The sequence below is a fragment of the Pseudoalteromonas holothuriae genome (genome assembly GCF_945859825.1).
In the GTDB taxonomy this organism is placed as follows: domain Bacteria; phylum Pseudomonadota; class Gammaproteobacteria; order Enterobacterales; family Alteromonadaceae; genus Pseudoalteromonas; species Pseudoalteromonas holothuriae.
Genome location: NZ_CAMAPC010000012.1, coordinates 118902 through 139010 on the forward strand (window position 1 = coordinate 118902; position 20109 = coordinate 139010).

Annotated in this window: 20 protein-coding genes; 8 read left to right on the forward strand and 12 right to left on the reverse strand. The window is 38.6% G+C overall.

Annotated elements, in window-relative coordinates; all coding sequences use genetic code 11:
* Nucleotides 1-7: 7 nt before the first annotated feature.
* A complete protein-coding gene (locus OCI93_RS14745; protein WP_261626725.1) occupies nt 8-157 on the reverse strand; it encodes a hypothetical protein in 150 nt (49 codons plus the stop codon).
* A gap of 112 nt (nt 158-269) precedes the next feature.
* Here OCI93_RS14745 and OCI93_RS14750 point away from each other — a divergent pair, with 112 nt between their 5' ends.
* The 6 genes from OCI93_RS14750 to OCI93_RS14775 are packed head-to-tail and all read left to right on the forward strand — an operon-like array spanning nt 270 to nt 7182.
* Nucleotides 270-587 carry an STAS domain-containing protein gene (locus OCI93_RS14750; RefSeq protein WP_261626726.1) on the forward strand — a complete coding sequence of 106 codons (318 nt, stop codon included), beginning with the start codon at nt 270-272 and terminating at the stop codon, nt 585-587.
* A gap of 14 nt (nt 588-601) precedes the next feature.
* Nucleotides 602-1474: an OmpA family protein gene (locus OCI93_RS14755; RefSeq protein WP_261626727.1), complete on the forward strand. Its 873-nt coding sequence runs from the start codon at nt 602-604 to the stop codon at nt 1472-1474.
* A 4-nt stretch (nt 1475-1478) separates the two neighbouring features.
* Nucleotides 1479-3560, forward strand: coding sequence for a polysaccharide biosynthesis/export family protein (locus OCI93_RS14760; RefSeq protein ID WP_261593843.1), 2082 nt, complete (start codon nt 1479-1481; stop codon nt 3558-3560).
* Complete coding sequence (locus tag OCI93_RS14765) at nt 3557-4255, forward strand: P-loop NTPase family protein (protein WP_261593844.1); 699 nt, start codon at nt 3557-3559, stop codon at nt 4253-4255. Before OCI93_RS14760 ends, OCI93_RS14765 begins: the two co-directional genes overlap by 4 nt.
* Nucleotides 4256-4264: 9 nt before the next feature.
* On the forward strand, nt 4265-5722 hold the full coding sequence (locus tag OCI93_RS14770) for a SpoIIE family protein phosphatase (protein ID WP_261593845.1): 1458 nt from the start codon (nt 4265-4267) through the stop codon (nt 5720-5722).
* A gap of 29 nt (nt 5723-5751) precedes the next feature.
* Nucleotides 5752-7182: a sigma-54-dependent transcriptional regulator gene (locus tag OCI93_RS14775; RefSeq protein ID WP_261593846.1), complete on the forward strand. Its 1431-nt coding sequence runs from the start codon at nt 5752-5754 to the stop codon at nt 7180-7182.
* Here OCI93_RS14775 and OCI93_RS14780 read toward each other — a convergent pair.
* Nucleotides 7179-8195 (reverse strand): glycosyltransferase family 4 protein, encoded by a 1017-nt coding sequence (locus OCI93_RS14780; RefSeq protein ID WP_261626728.1) that lies wholly within the window; start codon nt 8193-8195, stop codon nt 7179-7181. The two genes, OCI93_RS14775 and OCI93_RS14780, sit on opposite strands and share 4 nt — an antisense overlap.
* Before the next feature lie 22 nt (nt 8196-8217).
* Between OCI93_RS14780 and OCI93_RS14785 the strand changes: the two genes are divergently transcribed.
* Nucleotides 8218-8553: an Hpt domain-containing protein gene (locus OCI93_RS14785; RefSeq protein WP_261593848.1), complete on the forward strand. Its 336-nt coding sequence runs from the start codon at nt 8218-8220 to the stop codon at nt 8551-8553.
* A gap of 5 nt (nt 8554-8558) precedes the next feature.
* On the opposite strand, the gene OCI93_RS14790 is transcribed toward OCI93_RS14785, so the two are convergent.
* The gene (locus tag OCI93_RS14790) at nt 8559-9419 is read right to left on the reverse strand and encodes a gluconeogenesis factor YvcK family protein (protein WP_261593849.1); all 861 of its coding nucleotides are present in this window, start codon (nt 9417-9419) and stop codon (nt 8559-8561) included.
* 74 nt (nt 9420-9493) lie between these two features.
* Here OCI93_RS14790 and OCI93_RS14795 point away from each other — a divergent pair, with 74 nt between their 5' ends.
* Nucleotides 9494-11605, forward strand: coding sequence for a PAS domain-containing hybrid sensor histidine kinase/response regulator (locus OCI93_RS14795; RefSeq protein WP_261626729.1), 2112 nt, complete (start codon nt 9494-9496; stop codon nt 11603-11605).
* On the opposite strand, the gene OCI93_RS14800 is transcribed toward OCI93_RS14795, so the two are convergent.
* The 9 genes from OCI93_RS14800 to OCI93_RS14835 form a co-directional block, all read right to left on the reverse strand.
* Nucleotides 11588-12754, reverse strand: a complete 1167-nt coding sequence (locus OCI93_RS14800) for a nucleotide sugar dehydrogenase (protein WP_261593853.1) — start codon at nt 12752-12754, stop codon at nt 11588-11590. The two genes, OCI93_RS14795 and OCI93_RS14800, sit on opposite strands and share 18 nt — an antisense overlap.
* Nucleotides 12755-12919: 165 nt before the next feature.
* Nucleotides 12920-14242: a Na+/H+ antiporter family protein gene (locus OCI93_RS14805; protein WP_261593854.1), complete on the reverse strand. Its 1323-nt coding sequence runs from the start codon at nt 14240-14242 to the stop codon at nt 12920-12922.
* On the reverse strand, nt 14239-16182 hold the full coding sequence (locus tag OCI93_RS14810; protein ID WP_261626730.1) for a transglutaminase TgpA family protein: 1944 nt from the start codon (nt 16180-16182) through the stop codon (nt 14239-14241). Before OCI93_RS14810 ends, OCI93_RS14805 begins: the two co-directional genes overlap by 4 nt.
* Nucleotides 16172-17071, reverse strand: coding sequence for a DUF58 domain-containing protein (locus OCI93_RS14815; protein WP_261626731.1), 900 nt, complete (start codon nt 17069-17071; stop codon nt 16172-16174). Before OCI93_RS14815 ends, OCI93_RS14810 begins: the two co-directional genes overlap by 11 nt.
* A 23-nt stretch (nt 17072-17094) precedes the next feature.
* Nucleotides 17095-18000, reverse strand: coding sequence for an AAA family ATPase (locus OCI93_RS14820; protein ID WP_261593857.1), 906 nt, complete (start codon nt 17998-18000; stop codon nt 17095-17097).
* Nucleotides 17997-18380, reverse strand: a complete 384-nt coding sequence (locus OCI93_RS14825; protein ID WP_261593858.1) for a response regulator — start codon at nt 18378-18380, stop codon at nt 17997-17999. Before OCI93_RS14825 ends, OCI93_RS14820 begins: the two co-directional genes overlap by 4 nt.
* A gap of 322 nt (nt 18381-18702) precedes the next feature.
* Nucleotides 18703-19218, reverse strand: a complete 516-nt coding sequence (locus OCI93_RS14830) for a PDDEXK family nuclease (protein WP_261626732.1) — start codon at nt 19216-19218, stop codon at nt 18703-18705.
* Nucleotides 19219-19410: 192 nt separating this feature from the next.
* Complete coding sequence (locus OCI93_RS21120; protein ID WP_410007637.1) at nt 19411-19641, reverse strand: IS3 family transposase; 231 nt, start codon at nt 19639-19641, stop codon at nt 19411-19413.
* 91 nt (nt 19642-19732) lie between these two features.
* Complete coding sequence (locus OCI93_RS14835) at nt 19733-19996, reverse strand: DDE-type integrase/transposase/recombinase (protein ID WP_261626733.1); 264 nt, start codon at nt 19994-19996, stop codon at nt 19733-19735.
* Nucleotides 19997-20109: the final 113 nt, after the last annotated feature.

The window sequence follows — 20109 nt, forward strand, 5'->3', positions numbered from 1 at the left end:
GATGATTTTATTGCGCACTATTTCGGTTGTATTTACAGGTAAAGGACAATAGGCGCACATTCACACCGAGTGCATTCACACCGAGTGCATTCACACCGAGTGCATTCACACCGAGTGCATTGCATAATGCAAAAGCAAAGAATAGGTTATTTTGCATTATGCATATGGGGAAATAAAAACCCTTAATTTTCAGGGTTTTGAATAAAATAAAAACATGGCACTGTAGTTGTAACCTCTATAGTAACTTAATTGACTATGAGGTTAATCCCATGATCACTTCAATCCCAAAAGATAAAACACGTCGTATTTTAGCATTACCAAAAGACTTTTCAGGCTATACCGTTGATAGTTTTAGAACAGACTTTGAACAACTCGCCATCAGTGAGCAAGATTATATTATTTTGGACTGCTCAGATACTCAATTTATTGACTCTTCCGGCATTGGTGCCATGGTCTTTCTGTATAAGCGTATAGAACAAAAAGGTCAACAACTAGCACTTTTAAAAGTTAACGGCCAACCTCACAAGTTGATGAATCTATTACGGGTAGATAAAACCATTCCTTTTATCGAAAAACTAGACGTGTAGTCAGGAGGCCAACTATGAAGTACATCACATACAGCTTTATTGCGATTAGTTCATTATTAGGTGGGTGTGCTTCTTGGCCTGAGGAAGGTCAAGGAGGGTGGGCTGAAGTATATGGACAGCACCAACCAAAGCTTGAACAAGGCAACTTAATATTTAACGATAACATTAATGTAATCACCAATGAGTTTGAACATTTAGCATTAAAACTCGAATTACTCCAAACGCAGGGGATCAAACAATGTATGCCCGCGCAATTGTTGAAAGCGCAAGTATACGAAAATCGTATTCGCCGTTTGATAAGTGCAAAAATGTGGGAAGATGCTGAACACGATTTAATCATTCACTATCATGGCTTAAATCAACTTTCGCATCATTTTGACACACTAAAAAACGTTACCGATTGTGCACCAGTGGTAGTACAAGATGGCCCGCAAAAACTCGATGAAAACTACGTCGATAAAATTGCAAAGTTACTAAATAGCGATAATCAATTTGCTTTTGATGAATATCAAGTAACACCGAAGTATATGGGCCGCCTTGCCCAAGCGTCGGATTTAATTAAACACATGGATGGATTAACGATTCTTCTGATTGGTCACACCGATAAGATGGGCGATAAAATAAATAATTTTGAATTGGCTTTGCAACGAGCTGACACAGTTAAACATTGGCTTAATGTTTACGGTGTACCGAGTCATATTATCACAACGCTGACCCAAGGGAGCATGCAACCATACAGTGATGAAATAACTTCAGCATCAAGCCGTCACTCTGACCGGCGGGTAGAAGCTATTGTTATGGGGGCTGATGAGCTGCCAAAGGATCAGTCTAGTAAAGTAATGGCACTTAGGAATTGGACCAAAGTGCTTAGCAAATCACAGGAGTAAAGCTATGCGTTATTTACTATTTATCGCCACCCTGTGTTTAAGCTTTTTAGCAAACTCACAAGCAAATGATCAAACTGAATTAGTACAAGTTGGTAACAAATTGTTTGTGTATTTACCGGGGGAGTCTGAGTTTTCAGATCTTTTTACTGTACAAGGTGATGGCAATATTGTTTTACCAGAAATAGGTAAGGTAAACGTTGCTAATAAGCCATTAAAACAAGTTGAAAGTGAACTTAAAGTTCAATTATCACGCGTATTTCGTGCAGTAGAGGACTTTTATGTAGAAATCAGAGAGCATGACATACTGATTAACGTACTTGGTTACGTTAATCAACCCGAGCAAGTGACAATTCCAATGTTTGGAAATATTCAAATGGTGATCGCAAAAGCGGGCGGTTTAAAACCAGGGGCACAGTTAGACAAATTGCAAATTAGACGAGAAGGTGAACTTATTGAATTTAATTACAAAGCGTATTTAGATTCAGGAAACCTGTCATTGCTGCCTAAATTAGAAAGTGGTGATACGGTATTTGTGCCTGTATCTCCTTTGCTAGGCAATGTGCAAATTGACTTTGATGCACAAACCCTAAGTGCCAGCGGTGATGCAAGTGCTGGCAGCGCGGTGACTCTACTTGGAGAGTTACACAATCCTGGCAGTTTTGCATTTAAAGACAATATGAGTGTGCTGGACGCATTAATGCGTGCTGAAGGGGTGACACGTTATGCCGATGTGACCAAAATACGCATTATAGTGAATGAAACACCTGAGATATTTGATCTAAAAGCATATCTAGATAAACCGAGTAAAGTGGCCATGCCTGAATTGTTGCCCGGCTCAACTATCTATGTGCCTATTATGGTGGATGATGTGAATACAACTTCACGCACCGTCTATATTATGGGTGAAGTGCAAAAACCTGGTGCATATGAAGCAGCCGACAACACCAACTTTTTAGATATTCTTGCCAATGCGGGCGGACCAACACGGTTTGCTGAAACAAGGCAGATTAAAATTCTTGAGCCCAATGGTAAAAATACGTTGTTCGACTTGCAAGGTTATAGCGAAGGATTAATCACTATGACAGTGCCAGATTTAAACCCAGGCGATGTTATTTTTGTACCGGAAAAAACGGATATAAACGAAAAAAGCTGGCTTAAAGTACCACCGAAGAGAGCAATAAAAATAATTGGTGCCATTCAATCTCCTGGTCGTTACGAATGGAGCAAAGAAATGGACTTAACCGATTTACTCGCCCATGCCGGTGGGCCTACAAAAGGCGCTAATATTAACGATATTAAGATTGTTAGAAAAGGTGAGGTAACCAAACGCTTTGATCTTGAAAAATTCACAGTAAGTGCGCAAAGCGAACAATTACCCTCGCTAGTTGCAGGCGATACTATTATTGTTGAAGAGCTGCCAGTTGACCCATCGGATAATAAATCTCAGTGGATCCGCCAAGAATCTAGCAAGTCGATTTACATCATGGGTCAAGTGGGCGCACCTGGGCGCTATGCATTTAACAATCGGATGCACTTCATGGATATTTTGTCTGCTGCTGATGGGCCTAATGCTAACGCAGATATCAGAAACATTAGAGTGACTCACAGAAATGGTAAACATGCCAAAGTAAGTAAACTTGACCTTGCATTGTACTTTGAAACAGGCGATGAAACTTTGTTTCCTGATGTGCTTGCCGGAGACACTATTTTTATCCCTGAAAAAAATAAAAACTGGTTACGTCAACCAAAAGAGCAAGTTGTTAGGATCATGGGCGCAATTCAAAAGCCCGGTCGCTATAATTTTGACGATACCATGACGTTACTTGATTTGCTTGCAGAAGCGGGTGGCCCAACAAGTAATGCTCTGATAGATAAAATTGTGGTAATTAACCACGGCTGTTGTAAAGAGCAAGCACGCGTATTCGACTTTGAAGCTTTTATAAAATCACCAAACTCCGCCAAAATACCCGTGCTACGAGTTGGCGATACCTTGTATGTACCAGAGAAAGGGCAAGATCTAATGAGCCAGTTCAAAGATAACTTTGTTGACTTCATTACAATTATTGCTTTAGTGGTGGGATTATGAAAATTATACCGCATCAATTTCAAGAGCTTGAATCTGTATGTAACGAAATTACGAATCAAGAGTCACGCTGTGTGACCTTTATGTCACTCACTGGTAATGGGGGGGCAAGTAGCTTGTGCAAAAGCGTGGCATGTGGACTAAGTTCACAAAAAAATAGGGTTTTGTTAATCGACTTAAATCCACTCAACCCTGTTGGGTTACCCAATGACTCGCATGCAAAATTTTGGCAATTTGACGATATTTCGTGTCAACTTTGTACTATTGAATCGGCTGATCATGACTTGTTAACGATTAGCCATTTATCTGAACTAGAGTCAGCAAAGAATAAACGTGTCATACAGTATGCCATAGAGCGTTTGCTACAAGAATACGATTATATTTTGATTGATATGTCGCCAGCTTTGAAGCTCAATAAAGGGAATATTCCCTTATATGCACTTAGTAGCTGTAGTCAAATGACCATTATTGTTGCAGCTTTAGGGCACAATGATGAAGAATCATTTTGTACAGCTCTTAAATACCTAAAAGAAAGTGGTCATCAAAATATTAAAGTGGTTGTATCGCAATATCATTTTGAGCCATTGGGCGAGAAAGTGCTAACGCAACTAAACAAAATAAAGGCACGTTGGCCGCGGTTGTCGAATTGGCTTAGTATTAAATTACAACAGCAACGCTGGCTTTTTCATAACCACTAGGGAAATACCATGGATGTTAAATTTCATAACCGTTTTAGCCTCATGCGTCCAGCAATCACTGAAATTAGACATGCTTTAAAGCATGTATTAGATTCATTGAACGTGAGTGTTGATGATATAGATGCCAGTGCGCTTGTGATCACCGAGTACCTGACGAATTTACTTCGTCATGCCAGCGCAGAAGACAGAACGATTACCTTACTTATTGGTGAAAAAGACAACCACTATACGGTTGCCCTTATTGATGATTTAGAGCCATATAATTTATTTGAGTTAAATCATTCATCATGGACCATAGAAAGTGAAAGCTTAGCTGAGGGTGGTATGGGAGTCGCGCTCATTCGCCATTACTTTCCAAAGGCGAGCTACAAAACGCTGGCGGGCAAAAATCATTTTTCATTTAACTTAAATAAGATAAAACGTAAAACAACGTTACTCTATGTTGACGATGATATTACTCAGCTATCACTTGTTGAAGCATATGTTCAAGATGAGTATACGTTTATTGCTTGTCAAAACTGTCATGATGCATGGCAACTCATTACGCAATCTAAAGTTGATATTTTATTATTAGATTACAAGTTAAAAGGTGATACCAGTGAGACTTTGTTGGCTCAATTAGCACACTCCGACCTCAAAACGACACTGGCCATTTTAATGCTGACTGGGGACTCGGATATTCGTACTGTGAAAAAACTAAACCGTTTTGGCATCGATGATTATATCACTAAACCCGTAATGAAAGAGCAGCTGTTACTCAACCTAGATAGAGTACAAAACAAGCTAAAACCACATTTATTTCATCACCGTAGTGACTGTAAACAAACACATTATGATTTGGGGCAGATGAGAAGTGCGCATTTGTTTGGCACCATCACGACTAATCTAGGTGGCGATTTTTTTATCCCATTGGATAATGATAATAAAGGGTTTATTTTAGGCGACATAATGGGGCATGGTTTATCTGCAAATCAAAAGAGTTATGAAATACAGGGGTTTATAAGTGGTTTTACGAGCAGCTATAGTCAAGTCGATACGCTTGTTGATGCCATGAATTTGGCGCTTAGCAAAGAAAAAATATGCAAAGGTAGTTTATTAACGATGCTGGTTGTTTATTTTGACGACGAGTATATCTATTTTTACAATGCAGGACATCCACCTCCGATTGCAGTAATGAAAAATGGTTGTATGAACCCTTTGTTGCATACAGATCCTTTGATGGGATTATCAACTGATCATTCATATCGGAAATACCAATACCCACTGAAAGATATAGCACAGCTTATATTTTACACTGATGGTTGGGTTGATAATTTAGGCTCTACACTAAATGAAGAAAAACAAATAATGAGTTATCTTCCTGATAACTCATTGAAAGGAGAGGCTTATGCGACCAAGCTTTGGCTAAATTCTCAAGGAAGTGTATCAAAAGAGTTTGACGATGCATCATTAATTGTTATTAATTAGTACTATAAATAAAAAACAGGAATTATCGTATGCCACCGAAGGTATTAATTGTTGAAGATACAGAGTCGCTCGCTTTATTGTATCAATCATATCTCATACCCACAGGTATACAAACGCAAATCGCTTACTCAGGGCAAGAAGCACTTAAAACAATTGATAGCTTTTCCCCTGACTTAATCGTGCTTGATGTCATGTTACCAGATATGAATGGGTTAGAAATATTATCTGAACTTTCTGGGGATACCAAGCCTCAAGTGATTGTACTGACGGGGCATGCTACAAAAGAGATGGCGATTGATGCGATTCGTTTAGGTGCGAGTGACTTCTTAGAAAAACCTGTTGAAGCGGATCGGTTTAGGATCACCATTAATAACGCCTTGAAATTAAAAAGCTTAGCTCAAGAAGTAGAGAAGTATCATCAAACTTATGAAAATGGGCGCTATTACGACCTAATAGGGTCATCTAGAACCATGCAGTCGGTATATCAAATTATAAATTCAGCAGCAGCGTCTAAAGCTACTGTTTTCATAACAGGAGAAAGTGGCACGGGGAAAGAGCTCTGTGCTCGGGCTGTTCATTTAGCATCACCTAGAGCTAAATTGCCATTTGTGGCGCTCAATTGTGCTGCAATCCCGAAAGATTTGATTGAGAGTGAAATTTTTGGTCATTTAAAAGGCGCATTTACCGGCGCAATAGCTAATAGAGAAGGTGCTGCAGGGCAGGCCGATGGCGGTACGCTGTTTTTAGATGAGCTGTGTGAGATGGATATTAATCTACAAAGCAAGCTTTTACGTTTTATCCAAACGGGCTGCTATCAGCAAGTAGGTAGTGAAAAAGAAGTAAAAGTGGATGTTCGCTTTGTGTGTGCAACCAACCGAGACCCTTTGGTTGAAGTACAAGCAGGCAGGTTTAGAGAAGACTTATATTATCGTTTACACGTCATTCCAATTGCACTGCCAGCTTTAAGGGAGCGAGGCAACGATATTATTGAAATTGCGGATGCTTTGTTTAAAAAAATAGCTAAAGAAGAAAGCCATGACTACACCGGTATGTCTGAAGCTGTAAAAAGAGCATTTTTAGCTTACGCATGGCCGGGCAATGTCAGGCAGCTTGAAAACACGGTTAGAAATACGTTGGTACTCAATAAGCAAAGTTGGATAGAGCTTGAAATGGTCCCATCTCTACCTCAAGGTAGCGCAGGCGAAACGATTGTTTATAAACAACCCCATAACATAGACATGACTTTGCCTACACAGATAGGTAACACAACGAGTGCGGAGCAGTCTAGGGTATTAAAAAAGACTCAGGATATTGAGCCTTTGTGGCTCATTGAAAAGCGCTATATTGAACAAGCTATTGATTTATGTGATAACAACATACCCAAAGCAGCGGCTTTACTTGACGTTAGCCCATCGACAATTTATAGAAAAATTAAGTCTTGGGAAGAAATTGGTGTTTAGTGGCTAACGCAACTGCGATATGTTTTATCAAGCAATAGCCATTGTTTATCTCCTGAAAATTCCGACTGAATTAGTTTTTGGGCATTGCTGGTCAATGTTTGATAGTCTGGTTTTTGTATTAGCCCATTAAGAATTTCAGTTACTTTAGTTATCGAAAATCTCTCAAGCAAGTAACCAGTTTGGTGATTGATCACAACGTTGGAAATTGCTCCAACATCGGTGCTGATCACTAATACTTTATTTGCCATAGCTTCAAGGATAGCCATGGGCAGTCCTTCTTGACGTGAGGTAACAATTAATATGTCTAACTTTGACCAGATATGCTCACTATCTACCATGCCATGAAAAACAAGCTGTTCAGGGAAATTTAGCGTTGTTTGCATTGGTCCTTCACCAAATATATGCCAATTAAATCTGGTGTCATCTGCAAAATGAGAAACCAACTTTACAAAACGATCTGGTCCTTTTTCATATGATAATCTACCAACGAAGCCAACATTTAAACAAGCACAGTGAGTAGCTGTAACTTTAGCGTTTATTTTTGGAATGACAAAATTGTCTAATATGATTGCTTGGTCTATTTGCGATGCTATAGATTTTGAGACCGCAAAGTTTCTAGATAAGAAGCTCAGTGTTTTATCTATCTTGTTATACCATTTAACTCGACCTGTGCCAGTTTCTCCAGCATGGTAGGTGCTCACGCATTTTATATTTAAAATGCGACAGCATAACCTTGCAATGATCCCAGCCTTGTAGCCGTGAGTGTGCACAGCAGTGTATTTTGAAAGCGTAGCTAATTCACTTAGCGTACTAAAAAAACTGCCCGATAAATGCTGATATTTTATTTGATGACAATCAAGCTTCTCGTAAAAATAGTGATTATTATGATCTTTGTAGAAAAGCACACTACACTGAACATGATTTAGTCTTAATAGCTTAGCCAGCTCAATAATATGAGACTCAATGCCGCCAAAGCCGGCAGAGTCTACAAAAATAATAACTTGATAATCCATTGTGATCTCCAAAGGCATAACAATGATAGATAAAAACGTATTCTCACAATTGTGCGATGATGTGGGCGAGCAACTCGCACTACAGCTTTTAGGTGTTTATGTGAGTGAGTCGCGTAAACAAATTGCCGATCTTAATAATACGGATTGTGCTAATACTATCCGCCATATCGCGCATAGTTTAAAAAGCAGTAGCCGCAGTTACGGTGCACTTTTGTTAGCACAAACTTGTGAACTTATTGAAATGACATCCACACACACAGATGTCACTTTCAAAGATTTAGAACCCCTTATTGATAAAGCAACGTCATTAAGTGAAGATGCTTTTTTAGAAGCGAATAAGCTGATAACAAACAAGTAGTAAAATTAAGGCGAATTACCAAATAATAATTGTGCAAAGACCTCATATAGCTGCTCTATATTGTGTAGTTGCTGTTGGCACATTTCATCGCACTGCTGGAGTTGATAAATCTGGTTTATGGCTTGAGGAGACAAACTCATGTCGCAAAATTTATAACCAAGCATTGTTTGTAACCAGTCGAGTACCGAATCTTGCTGTAACTGCGAGATAACACTATTTTCATGGGTAATATTCTCAACAAAAATTTTACATGCTGCTGTTTTTTTAAGTGCAGTAGCAATGTTTTCAACAAGCAGTGGGGGCATAACACTTGAAATCGTACTGCCAGGCCCAATAAGCACTACGTCGGCATGTTCAATCGCACTAATTGTTTTGCTATGTGCAAGTACAGGTTTGGTTAATCCAATATATTCTGGAAGTTCGTCTAATGCATCTATTTCGCATTCACCAATAATCGTTGTGCCATTTCTCATCGTGGCAATCAAGTCAACAGGTTCATCAGACATCGGTAGCACTGTTTCTGAATTACCGAGCATTATATTAAATTGCGAAACGGCTTCTGTTGTACTGTCTGTTAATTGTAATAACCCTAGTAACACCAAATTACCTAAACTATGACCATCAAGTTCACCACCACTAAACCTATGTTCAAATACACTCTGAAGCAGCGAGTTATTGTCATTGAGTTCTAAACAGCATCGTCTAATATCACCTAGTGCAACACATTGTTCAGATTGGCGTATGCGCCCCGTACTACCGCCATTGTCTGTTGTAGCAATAATGGCGGTCAGTTCGCTGGTAAGCGGTTTTATGGCTTTTAATACTTGTGCTAGCCCATGGCCACCACCTAAACAGACTATTTTCATTCTAAGATACTCATTAGTAATATATTGCTGTTAACTAGCATGGTTTATTCCACAAAATGAGGAAATATAACTTATTGAAAATACTAAAAATAGAAGCCATTCATGATGGAATAATATTAAAATACGCACTATCATTTGCATTGTGCAATGCAATTTTGGAGAAAACTCAAATGCCTCAATACGGGTTATTTACGATTGAACAGCTAGATATAGCATTAGGGTGTATTTGCCAAGCAAATGATAGCAATGATTTATTTGTTACGTTTTCAAAGCTAGTATCCTCACTTTTTGAGTATGATGAATGCATTTTATTGGTACGTGATGGTGCAGAGGCATATATTTCTCATAGTCAGAGCCATGTTGTATTTGCACATACGCATTGGCCAATGAGCCAAGTATTTACTCAGGCAACTATCTTGGGAGGTAGTTATATACCGCATCCTGAAAACGAATTGGCATTTTCAGTACAACCTCAAGAACTGATAGCTAAACTTTTAAATACTTTAGCCATCAGTTTAGATGGCACTTCTGGGCATGAGATATTTCTTTTTACAAATATCAAAACAGATATTAATGTTGAGCACTTAATAACGGATACAAGTTTACGACTTGTGCTAAAGCAACTTTGCGCCAAGTTAATCTCGATTAAGAAATTTGTGCACCAAAGTGTGCATTTTCGTGATTTGTTACGTCAAACAGCACAGCAATCTGATTTGTTTGCTGACTTTGCTTCTGAGTGGTTTTGGCGTACAGATAGAGGTTTAACTTTTACACAAGTGAGTACATTTAACGAAGATAATACGTTTTATAAAGACCACTTTATGGGCAAGCAGTTACCCTCTATTTGTGATGATAATGAAAGTGGTCAACAAAAAAAATGGCAGCGATTTTTGCACATTATAAACTTACACAACGATTTTTATGAATTTGAATTTGAAATTGAAATTAAAGCGCAACAATCAACATGGATATCGCTCAGCGGTAAGCCCCAATATGATGAACAGAATCAATATATTGGCTATCTAGGCATTGCAAAAGACATAACATTTGCTAAGCAGCGAGAGCTTGCATACAAAAATGCAAAAGACAAAGCCGAAAGTGCTAATTTGGCTAAGTCTCAATTTTTAGCTGTCATGTCGCATGAGATCCGTACGCCAATGAATGCTATCTTAGGGATGGTGGAGTTACTGGCAGATACCCAACTAGAAAAACAACAAAGGGAATGGCTGTCATATGCTCAAAGTAGTGCGACTTTGCTACAAGGCCTTATCTCTGATGTGCTGGATTTCTCAAAAATTGAATCAGGGGTTTTGGAGCTTGACTTATCAAGAATTGATCTGAAACAGCTTCTTCAGTCTATAACGGCACAGTTTAGAATACGCCAATCTGATTTATTGAAATTTACAGTGAGTATAGATAAGCAGGTACCAGAGTATATTTACACAGATGCAACTCGACTTGGCCAAATATTATTTAACCTAATTGGTAATGCATTTAAGTATACGAGCTATGGAAAGGTTACCTTTAAAGCTTGGACAAAAGGGAACTCTCTGTTATTAAGCATCAAAGATACGGGTGTGGGAATAGACAAAGAAAGTTTGCAACATATCTTTGAGCCATTTACTCAAGTTGGGGATAGTGTTAAACGAAAGCAACAAGGCGTTGGCCTAGGCTTGAGTATTACTAAGAAGATTGTTGAAGCCATGAAGGGGGAAATATCGTGTATAAGTAAGCTTGGAGAAGGCACCACGTTTACAGTGGTTTTACCGTATGAAAATGCAAAAGCGCATTTGCAGCAGACTTCGCAAGTTTGCCATGTGAAACAGTTAGATGTGCTTGTTGCGGAGGATAACCCCGCGAATCAAGTGTTGATTAAAGCGCTATTAGAAAAATTAGGTCATAAGGTGACAATAGCGGAGACGGGATCAGATGCTCTAAATAAAGCAAAAAATTGCACCTATGACTTAGTTTTAATGGATATGATGATGCCAGTAATGGACGGCCTGACGGCAACGCAATATATGAGAAAAGAAATGGCACTTAACGTGCCAATATTTGCTTTAACTGCAAATGCAGGGCAAGAAGATAAAGATAAATGTTTAGCTGTCGGCATGAATAAAGTACTGACTAAACCAATTCGATTTAATATACTTGAGCAAGCAATATCTTCAATCTTTATTGAATAAGTCTCTGGTGTATACTTTGCTTTTAACATCTTCGAGCTCATTAACTAACCGGTTGGCGATGATTAAGTCACATTCTTTAAAGCATTTAAGCGAGTGACATAAAGAAAACTCATCACTAAATGGTTGCTTTAACCTTGGTTCATACACAACTATTTGTGCGCCTGTGTTAGCTAAATTTGAAATAATGTCCAAAATTGCTGACTCCCTAAAATTATCAGAGTCAGATTTCATGATTAAACGATATACGCCAATTTTTCTTGCCCCTTTATTCAAAATGGTATCAGCGATATAGCGCTTTCTTGTGTCATTCGCTGCAACTACTGCACTGATCATATTACTTGGAACCCCCTTAAAGTTTGCAAGAAGTTGCTTTGTATCTTTGGGTAAACAATAGCCACCATAACCAAAAGACGGGTTGTTGTAATGGCTCCCGATGCGAGGGTCTAGACTAACCCCCTCTATTATTTGCTGCGCATTAAGCGACTTAATTTCACAATATGTATCAAGTTCATTAAAAAATGCGACTCTCATTGCTAAATAGGAGTTTGAAAAAAGCTTGATAGCTTCAGCTTCTTTACTGTCTGTAAGTAATATATCTACAGTATTGTTGCGTGCGCCTTGCATCATTAAATCAGCAAATTGCTTTGCTTCGTTAGATTTATCGCCAACAATAATGCGAGATGGATATAAATTGTCATAAAGGGCTTTTCCTTCACGCAAAAATTCTGGAGAGAAAAAGATTTTTTGCCAATGATGGTGTTGTCGCATGCGCTCAGTAAAGCCCACAGGTATGGTTGATTTGATAACAATAGTCGCTAATGGACAAACTTGTCTTGCTTGGTTTATCACCTTCTCGACACTTGATGTATCAAAGTAATTTGTTTGTGGGTCGTAATCTGTGGGTGTTGCAATAATAATATAATCGGCATTTTGATATGCAAGAAAAGGGTCACAGGTAGCAAATAGTGGGTTTGTTACTGATTCTAGAAACTCACTAATTTGTTTATCGACAATCGGAGCTATTTTTTGATTAATTTGATTAACGCGTTCAACATTTGTGTCAAGTGTGCTGACTTTGTTATGTTGCGCCAACAGCAGAGCATTCGCCAGCCCAACATACCCTAATCCAACAACAGTAATTCGTGCCATAGTTAGTTTACTCAATTTAATACTTGTAACTTAAACGGAGCAAAAATCGTGCGACATTTATAGTTTTAATAAGTTAATATAAAACAGTATATTAAAAATATATTGAGAGAGAGTAGGTTGAAAAGCGACGCGCTGCTGCAAAGCGCGTTGCAAAATGCAAATCATTTAAAGTACCATGGCTGCAACCCAACCAAATATTAGTAATGGAATATTGAAGTGGATAAAGGTAGGTACAACGGAGTCCCAGATATGGTCATGTTGGCCATCTGCATTTAGGCCGGATGTAGGACCTAAAGTTGAATCAGACGCTGGGGAGCCTGCATCTCCAAGTGCACCAGCTGTACCAACAAGTGCTGCAGTTGCCATCATCGAAAACCCGACCTCCATGCACAATGGTACGAATAACGTGGCAATGATAGGCACAGTTGAAAACGAGCTACCAATGCCCATTGTTATAAGCAGGCCAACGAGTAAAATCATTGCCGCTGCCAGCGGTTTGTTATCGCCTATGAAATCTGCACATGCAGTCACTAAACTTGCCACATCACCGGTTGCTTTCATCACTGAGGCAAATCCTTGAGCTGAAATCATAATAAAGCCAATCATTGCCATCATAGCCACACCTCGACTAAAAACGTCAGAGCTTTGCTCCCATTTTACGATGCCAAATACACTGAACATCATAACTCCGACCAGTCCACCCAAAATCATAGAACCACTAATGTTTTGTGCGACAAGAGAACTTATTACTGCAATTGTGCCTATGACAATGACTTTTTTAGGATTGTCTATTTTTTTGTTAGTTGATGTGTCGCTTTGTTCATTATGCTTATATCCTCGGCCTTTCTTGTAGCTAAAAAACACCGCGATTACTAAACCAACCAACATACCTACAGCAGGAATAATCATCGCAATAGGTACTTGAGTATTAACCATCTCAAGACCGTTATCGGTGAGGTTTTTATGTAATATTGAGTATAAATAAATACCACCGAAGCCGTAAGGTAAAACCATATAAGAGGTTGCTAACCCAAAGGTGAGAATACATGCTATAGCTCGCCTATCTAACTTAAGTTTATTTAAAATGCCTAACAAGGGTGGAATAAGAATAGGAATAAAGGCGATATGTACAGGGATCAGGTTTTGTGATGAGATAGCACAGCCTAAAATAATGGCCATAATAGTAAAGCTCAGCATACGTGTATGTGATTCATCAGAATTTTCAACCACGCTTAATAGTTTCTGCGCCAAGATATGTGTTAAGCCAGATTTAGAAATAGCCACAGCAAAGCCACCTAACATGGCATAGCTAAGTGCTATTTCAGCACCACCTGATAAACCACTATTAAATGCGTTCATGGTCTCGTTTATACCAAGACCAGCACTGAGCCCAGCGACCATGGCACTGACGGTCATAGCAACGATCACGTTTACTCGAACTAATGAGAGGCCTAGCATTAATAACACGCCTATAATTACTGCATTCATATTTTTCTCTTTGATTTTGTTTTTATTGAATTTATCAGTTTTTTGGCATGCTCACTTTGATCTTTGCCAAAAGTCTTTCCTTGATAACGGTTTGCGGCAAAATCTGCATAAAACTGCGCTAATGCAGACGTGTCTTGGGCAAATTGTTGCTGCAAAATCACTATCGCTTTTTTAGGCGGGGTATGGCTTAAGTCATCTTGCGATAGCGCAATTAACTGACGATACAGCCTAATGACGAGCGGCTCTTTTATTACCTTTTTATATTGTGCGTAGAAGAATAGCGCGCAAAAAATGATACAAAGTAAAATGATAACGATAATGCCTGACAGTTGCTTAGCGTTATCACCAAATAGCGACTTTAATAATGAACTTTGCTTTTGCTGATCAAAATTAAGCACCCAGCGTGTCCATTGATAATCAATCTGTTCTAGTTGTAATCTTAACCAGTTAATTGCAGGAAAACCTGACCAAGCAGCTAAGCTAATGCCCAAGTTTGACTGAAATTCATTTGCTAAAGGCTGGTATTGTGACAAAGAGCCTAATAAGCGTTGCGGTGATACCCAGGCGGTTGGATCGATACGCTTCCAGCCTTCATTAGGCACAAAATACTCAACCCATGCATGGGCATCATATTGATATACACTATAATAGCCTTGCTCTTGATTGTATTCAGCGCCTAAATAACCTGATATTAACCGGGCAGGGATCCCCGCACTTCTCATCATCATTGCAGCCGTTGATGCATAATGTCCGCAAAAACCGCTTTTATACTCAAATAAGAATTGATCTATCATGTGCTCTGAGGTTGCAACCTGCGGTGTTAATGTATAACTAAAGCCTTGATCTTGAAAATATCGCCGCATAAGGCTAATAAATTGCGCGGTAGTATTACTTGATTGTCCCCATTGTTTCGCAAGATTTTGGGCTTTTGGGTTGACGTTTTTAGGTAGTGCAGTATTTATTCGATATTGCCAGCCAGAAATATTGGTTATGATGTCATCATTTGCAGGCTCAACAATATATTCAAAAGTTGAAGAAAGCTTATTTGTTCTATAAAGCGTGCCATATGGATTACTTTGGACATCCGTCGTGGGACTAGTTGCCAAATCAAGTGCATATAGCCAAGGAGTGTTACTGGGTTCAGCAATTACTGTATAAGGTTCTGATTGTATATTTTTTTGTAAATCAGCAGCGGCTTTTTGGAAGTTTGCGATTGTCCATTGTTTCCCGTCAAATTTGTTATGGATTATGGCTCGCCAATAAAGAGGTGCTTGGGATTGCTGTAAACGTTCACTTGCAAACACAGCTCGAAAAGCTAGCTCATCTGATTGAGATAGCTGTGCAATACTGAAGGGACTGACATTTTCAGATAGCCCGGTTTTTGCTAATTGCGGACCTGGTAGTTGCCAAAATGCGGGAAGTTTTGGTAAAAATAGCAACAGAAAGATGCTAAGCACGCAGCTCAGTATCATTTTTGAAAATACAAAGCGACTTACGGCTTTAAAGGAACCAACCTTTTGTAGTTGCAGCATAAAACTTAAGTTTAAGCCTAGCATAATCATAACCAGAAGAGCGATATACAAACTTTGTGAGAATAAGAATATGCAAGGTAAAGTAAAAAAATTAAGCACCAATATTTGGCGCCATTGTGAGGTTGTTTTTGCTTGCAGTACTTTCAATTGGCATGCCAATAAAAGCAAGGCAACAAATATACTCACCGTACTATGTAACCCGATAGAGACAACGGTGATAGCCATTCCTATTATAGCAATACCGTTTAAAATCGAATTGCGTACGCCTGTTTGTTTTTTTACTATGAGTAAACCGTGCCATAAAGCAAGTAAAACCATTAATGTATTAAAAGGTGTACCGAACTTAGCAATTGGCAATAATGTCAGCAATAAATAACATAGCGTAATTAGTAAAGCGTTAATACTCACTGAGCGCCTCTAAGCATTTTATTTTATGTAATTGACCAAGCGCAGTATTAAACTGCTGTGTACCAAGTTTTAATGCATATGCTTGCTCATTTTCTTCAGCTTGTAAAACCAAGTAACATAACTTTGAAAGCCGTTCTTCTATCGTGCCTTGGAGTTGATCAAAATCAAAGCCTAAGCAATGAGCACTATCATCACCCTCATAGTCTTTTACTAGCAACTGCTCAGTTTTAGCGTAGTGCCGCCAAGAAACGCGATGCATACTCATGCCTAATTGGTAAGGTATTAACTGTTTAAACTCGTCATTAGACTGAGCTGTTGTACTGTTCAAATCGCTTTGTGTAGTGCTTGCAAACAATTGATGCTGTTGTGAGTCAGAAGTGGGGTTTGGGTAGCTAAAAATGTACTTATCACTATATAAATAACTCCACACAGTGACCAAACCAAATGGAAAGTGGCTCACAAACTTGAACGCACCAAGTTGATGTTTTCCTCTTGTATAAGACAAAGGGGTTGCAATCATTTGCCGTTGTTCAATATGTGCAACATGTATATGCGATAATAAGTATTGATGCTCAATATGAAAATCAAAGAGCTGATTTTTATTGAATACTTCAAAAGTAACAAAGGGGGGGGTTTGACAGTGCGCAGAAGAAATTGAGGCTAATTTTACCTGTGTGCCACTTAAATTTAAGTATCCGTAAAGCAGTGCAACAATTAGCAGCATTGCCATTAAATATGAAACGCCAAGAAGTAGGTTGTTTTGGTAATTAATACCAAGTAAAAAATTTAAAAGGCTAACCGCGATAAAGCCAACCCCCATCGTTGATGGCAAAACATATATTGTATTATGTTTTAACAATATCGTGTTTGCGCTATGTTTCTTACGCACAAATCGTGCAAAAAACCCAAAGATCAAAGTGGTATTGCAACCTCTGATAAAATGTCCGATATGGTAATATCTTGTGAATGGCAGGGTATATTTAAACGGTGGGCCGCAATACTTGTAAAAACAGCTTGTACGTCATCTTGTGTCGCGTAATTTCGTCCATCCATCAAAGCCCATGCTTTTGCTGCATTACCCAAAGCAATACTTGCTCTTGGTGATAACGGATCGCTAAACTTGCCAGACTCTCGTGTGTAGCGCACTAAAGCAAGAATATAATTAACTACGGCAGGGGAGAGTTTGACCTCTGCTGCTTGTTTTTGTAATAAAATTAAATCCTCTTTATTAACAACTTGCTTAACAGCAACCGACGTATGTTGCTTTATACCAAGAATGAGCTTTCTCTCAGCTTCTTCACTTGGGTAACCTAAACTAATGCGCATAAAGAATCGGTCGAGCTGAGACTCGGGCAGGGGGTGTGTACCCGCTTGATGTAAAGGGTTTTGAGTGGCAATAACAAAAAATGGTTCGGGCAATTCATGACTAACACCATCAACAGTAACTTGTCTTTCTTCCATCGCTTCGAGCAACGCACTTTGTGTTTTTGGGCTGGCTCGATTAATCTCATCTGCGAGCAACACCTGGCTAAAAATAGGCCCTTTATGAAAACTAAACTTATGTTCGATATTATTAAAAATGGCAGAGCCAATAACGTCTGCTGGGAGTAAATCGCTCGTAAACTGCACACGTTGATAGCTTAGACCGAGCACATCAGCAAGGCCATGAGATAATGTGGTTTTACCCATGCCAGGTAAGTCTTCAATAAGCAGATGGCCTCGACAAATCAAGCTACAAACCGCAAGCTTAATTTGTTGTTCTTTACCAAAAATAATGTGAGACAGTTGTGCTGTAATATTTGATATTGATTCGCTCATGCTATTAGTTCTATACGCTTTAAGACGGTATCGACTTTTTTAGCATTAAATGGTTTTGCAATAAATCCTTTAGCGCCAAGTTCCCAAGTATTCTGAACGTTTTCTAAACTATTATGGCCTGAGCACATAATGACATGTGTGTGTGGGTAATGATCATTTATAAACTCTAAAATTTGTGTGCCATCGGTGCCGGGTAATTCAATATCAAGAAAGATAACATTTGGAGGAGTTTTGTTAAGTAGAGTTTTGGCAGATTCAAAGTCTTCAGACTCAAAAATCTCCTCAAAACCTAACTCTATTAATATGTTACTGAGGTATTCTCGGATATCTTGGGAATCATCGATAATTAATATCGGTTCCAGGGGTTTTACAAATTCCATATAACGATACTTCATATTGTTTGTATAAAAGCATACTAAGTGATCCCAACATCAAGCTCAATAGTAATTGATGAGCAATGACGATATTTAAATCAATGAATTGATATCTCATGACCTAATATAATTATCAATGATCAGCTTTAATATTTTATTGAATGTATTAGCTAATGCAAAAACTGTTTCAATGCAGTTAAATGTCCGATACCGTCTAGTATTGGACATTGTGTGCATTTATAAATGGTATCGCCTATGAAACATCATAAATAACATTTAACAGCCCATAATTTACGTTATGTTAAATCAGATAAATTACTAAGGACCGCTAAGTTATCCCTGGCAAACGGACTGTTAATTGAGGTTTGGGACTCGCTGGAGATTGAGTCCCCTTGGGGTCATAATTTGAGATTATTTTAAGGTGTGAGCCATCATAATTAACATCTTTGAAAGGAACACCGAACTTTGACTCAAACGCCCTATCCAAACTTTGTTCCGATATTGCGCATTTCGTACTGTAGTCATGATAAATATCAACTAATTTACTGTCGTCAATTTCGACCACCCAAGATGCGTAATCTAGTGCTTGAGCTACGACATCTCTTGGTGTTTTATCGCGTTTTAACTCAATGATAATAACACTTCCGCTTGCATCCATAGCAAGTAAATCAATGTATTTATCAAAATCAGTTCGCACTTGACAACCAATAAGCAACCAATTTGGATTTAAAATAGAAATGTCTGCAACAATCAGCTCTTCCAATTGTTGTTCACTTTCCAAGGTTACAGTTTTTAATCTTGTTGGTTTATCGCCTATTTTCCAAATTCTCTGCTCTATAGCCATAATTAACCGAAATCCTTACCCAGAAACATATATTGAGGGTTATCTTCTAATGTAATCAATGTCCTTTCACTCAAGTCAAAATCAAGTTCAACGTTTACACCTTCACTTTCGGGAAAGAGTATTTCGCCTTCATTAACAGTTACTATATATTGAGCACCCTTCATAGTACTTAACTGGGCTTCTCAGCTTTCACTAGACTGTATATAACTCAGAAAAATACGCTTCCTCAAATTTAGCAGGTGAAGCACTGCCTGTATGCGAGTGATGTTTTTTCGGATTGTAAAACATTTCTATAAAATTAAATATCTCTGCTTTCGCATCATTGCGTGTTGAGTAAATCTTCCTTTTAATTATCCGCGTTTTAATCGTTGCAAAAAAGCTTTCAGCAACTGCGTTATCGTGACAATTCCCAGCTCGACTCATTGAGATTTGCTCCCTTGGATGCCCTTCTATGTACCAATACGTCAGCTTTGGGTTGGCGCTGATAAACAGCCATGAGCAATGCCTTAATCACTCAGTGCTTGTCCATGTTCTTATCCATCGACCAGCCTACGATGCACCTAGAGAATAAATCCATGACAGTTGCTACATACAAGAAGCCTTCATAGGTTCTCACATAAGTAATATCACTTCCCCAATTTTGATTCGGCGCAGGAGGATTAAACTGACGAGCTAGCAAGTTATCTGCAATGCGTGATGTTTTACCGACTTTAAGATGGCGACGTTTATAACCTATTTGAGCTTTGAATTTATGTTGGCGCATGATCTTAGTGCGCATTCTCATGACTTTGATCACCGATTCTCATCAGCTTTGATCACTTGATTTATCATTTTGTAGAGCCGTTTTTAAATTAGCTTAACTGATCATCATCAGTCAATTTATTTAACTGT

Bases quoted from the DNA above. Each gene is read 5' to 3' on its own strand.
- OCI93_RS14785 (WP_261593848.1), top strand. From the start codon at position 8,218: ATGATAGATAAAAACGTATTCTCACAATTGTGCGATGATGTGGGCGAG.
- OCI93_RS14805 (WP_261593854.1), bottom strand. From the start codon at position 14,242: ATGAATGCAGTAATTATAGGCGTGTTATTAATGCTAGGCCTCTCATTA.
- OCI93_RS14830 (WP_261626732.1), bottom strand. From the start codon at position 19,218: ATGGCTATAGAGCAGAGAATTTGGAAAATAGGCGATAAACCAACAAGA.
- OCI93_RS14750 (WP_261626726.1), top strand. From the start codon at position 270: ATGATCACTTCAATCCCAAAAGATAAAACACGTCGTATTTTAGCATTA.
- OCI93_RS21120 (WP_410007637.1), bottom strand. From the start codon at position 19,641: ATGAGTCGAGCTGGGAATTGTCACGATAACGCAGTTGCTGAAAGCTTT.
- OCI93_RS14800 (WP_261593853.1), bottom strand. From the start codon at position 12,754: ATGGCACGAATTACTGTTGTTGGATTAGGGTATGTTGGGCTGGCGAAT.
- OCI93_RS14835 (WP_261626733.1), bottom strand. From the start codon at position 19,996: ATGCGCACTAAGATCATGCGCCAACATAAATTCAAAGCTCAAATAGGT.
- OCI93_RS14790 (WP_261593849.1), bottom strand. From the start codon at position 9,419: ATGAAAATAGTCTGTTTAGGTGGTGGCCATGGGCTAGCACAAGTATTA.
- OCI93_RS14770 (WP_261593845.1), top strand. From the start codon at position 4,265: ATGGATGTTAAATTTCATAACCGTTTTAGCCTCATGCGTCCAGCAATC.
- OCI93_RS14765 (WP_261593844.1), top strand. From the start codon at position 3,557: ATGAAAATTATACCGCATCAATTTCAAGAGCTTGAATCTGTATGTAAC.
- OCI93_RS14775 (WP_261593846.1), top strand. From the start codon at position 5,752: ATGCCACCGAAGGTATTAATTGTTGAAGATACAGAGTCGCTCGCTTTA.
- OCI93_RS14780 (WP_261626728.1), bottom strand. From the start codon at position 8,195: ATGGATTATCAAGTTATTATTTTTGTAGACTCTGCCGGCTTTGGCGGC.
- OCI93_RS14820 (WP_261593857.1), bottom strand. From the start codon at position 18,000: ATGAGCGAATCAATATCAAATATTACAGCACAACTGTCTCACATTATT.
- OCI93_RS14755 (WP_261626727.1), top strand. From the start codon at position 602: ATGAAGTACATCACATACAGCTTTATTGCGATTAGTTCATTATTAGGT.
- OCI93_RS14745 (WP_261626725.1), bottom strand. From the start codon at position 157: ATGCAAAATAACCTATTCTTTGCTTTTGCATTATGCAATGCACTCGGT.
- OCI93_RS14825 (WP_261593858.1), bottom strand. From the start codon at position 18,380: ATGGAATTTGTAAAACCCCTGGAACCGATATTAATTATCGATGATTCC.
- OCI93_RS14760 (WP_261593843.1), top strand. From the start codon at position 1,479: ATGCGTTATTTACTATTTATCGCCACCCTGTGTTTAAGCTTTTTAGCA.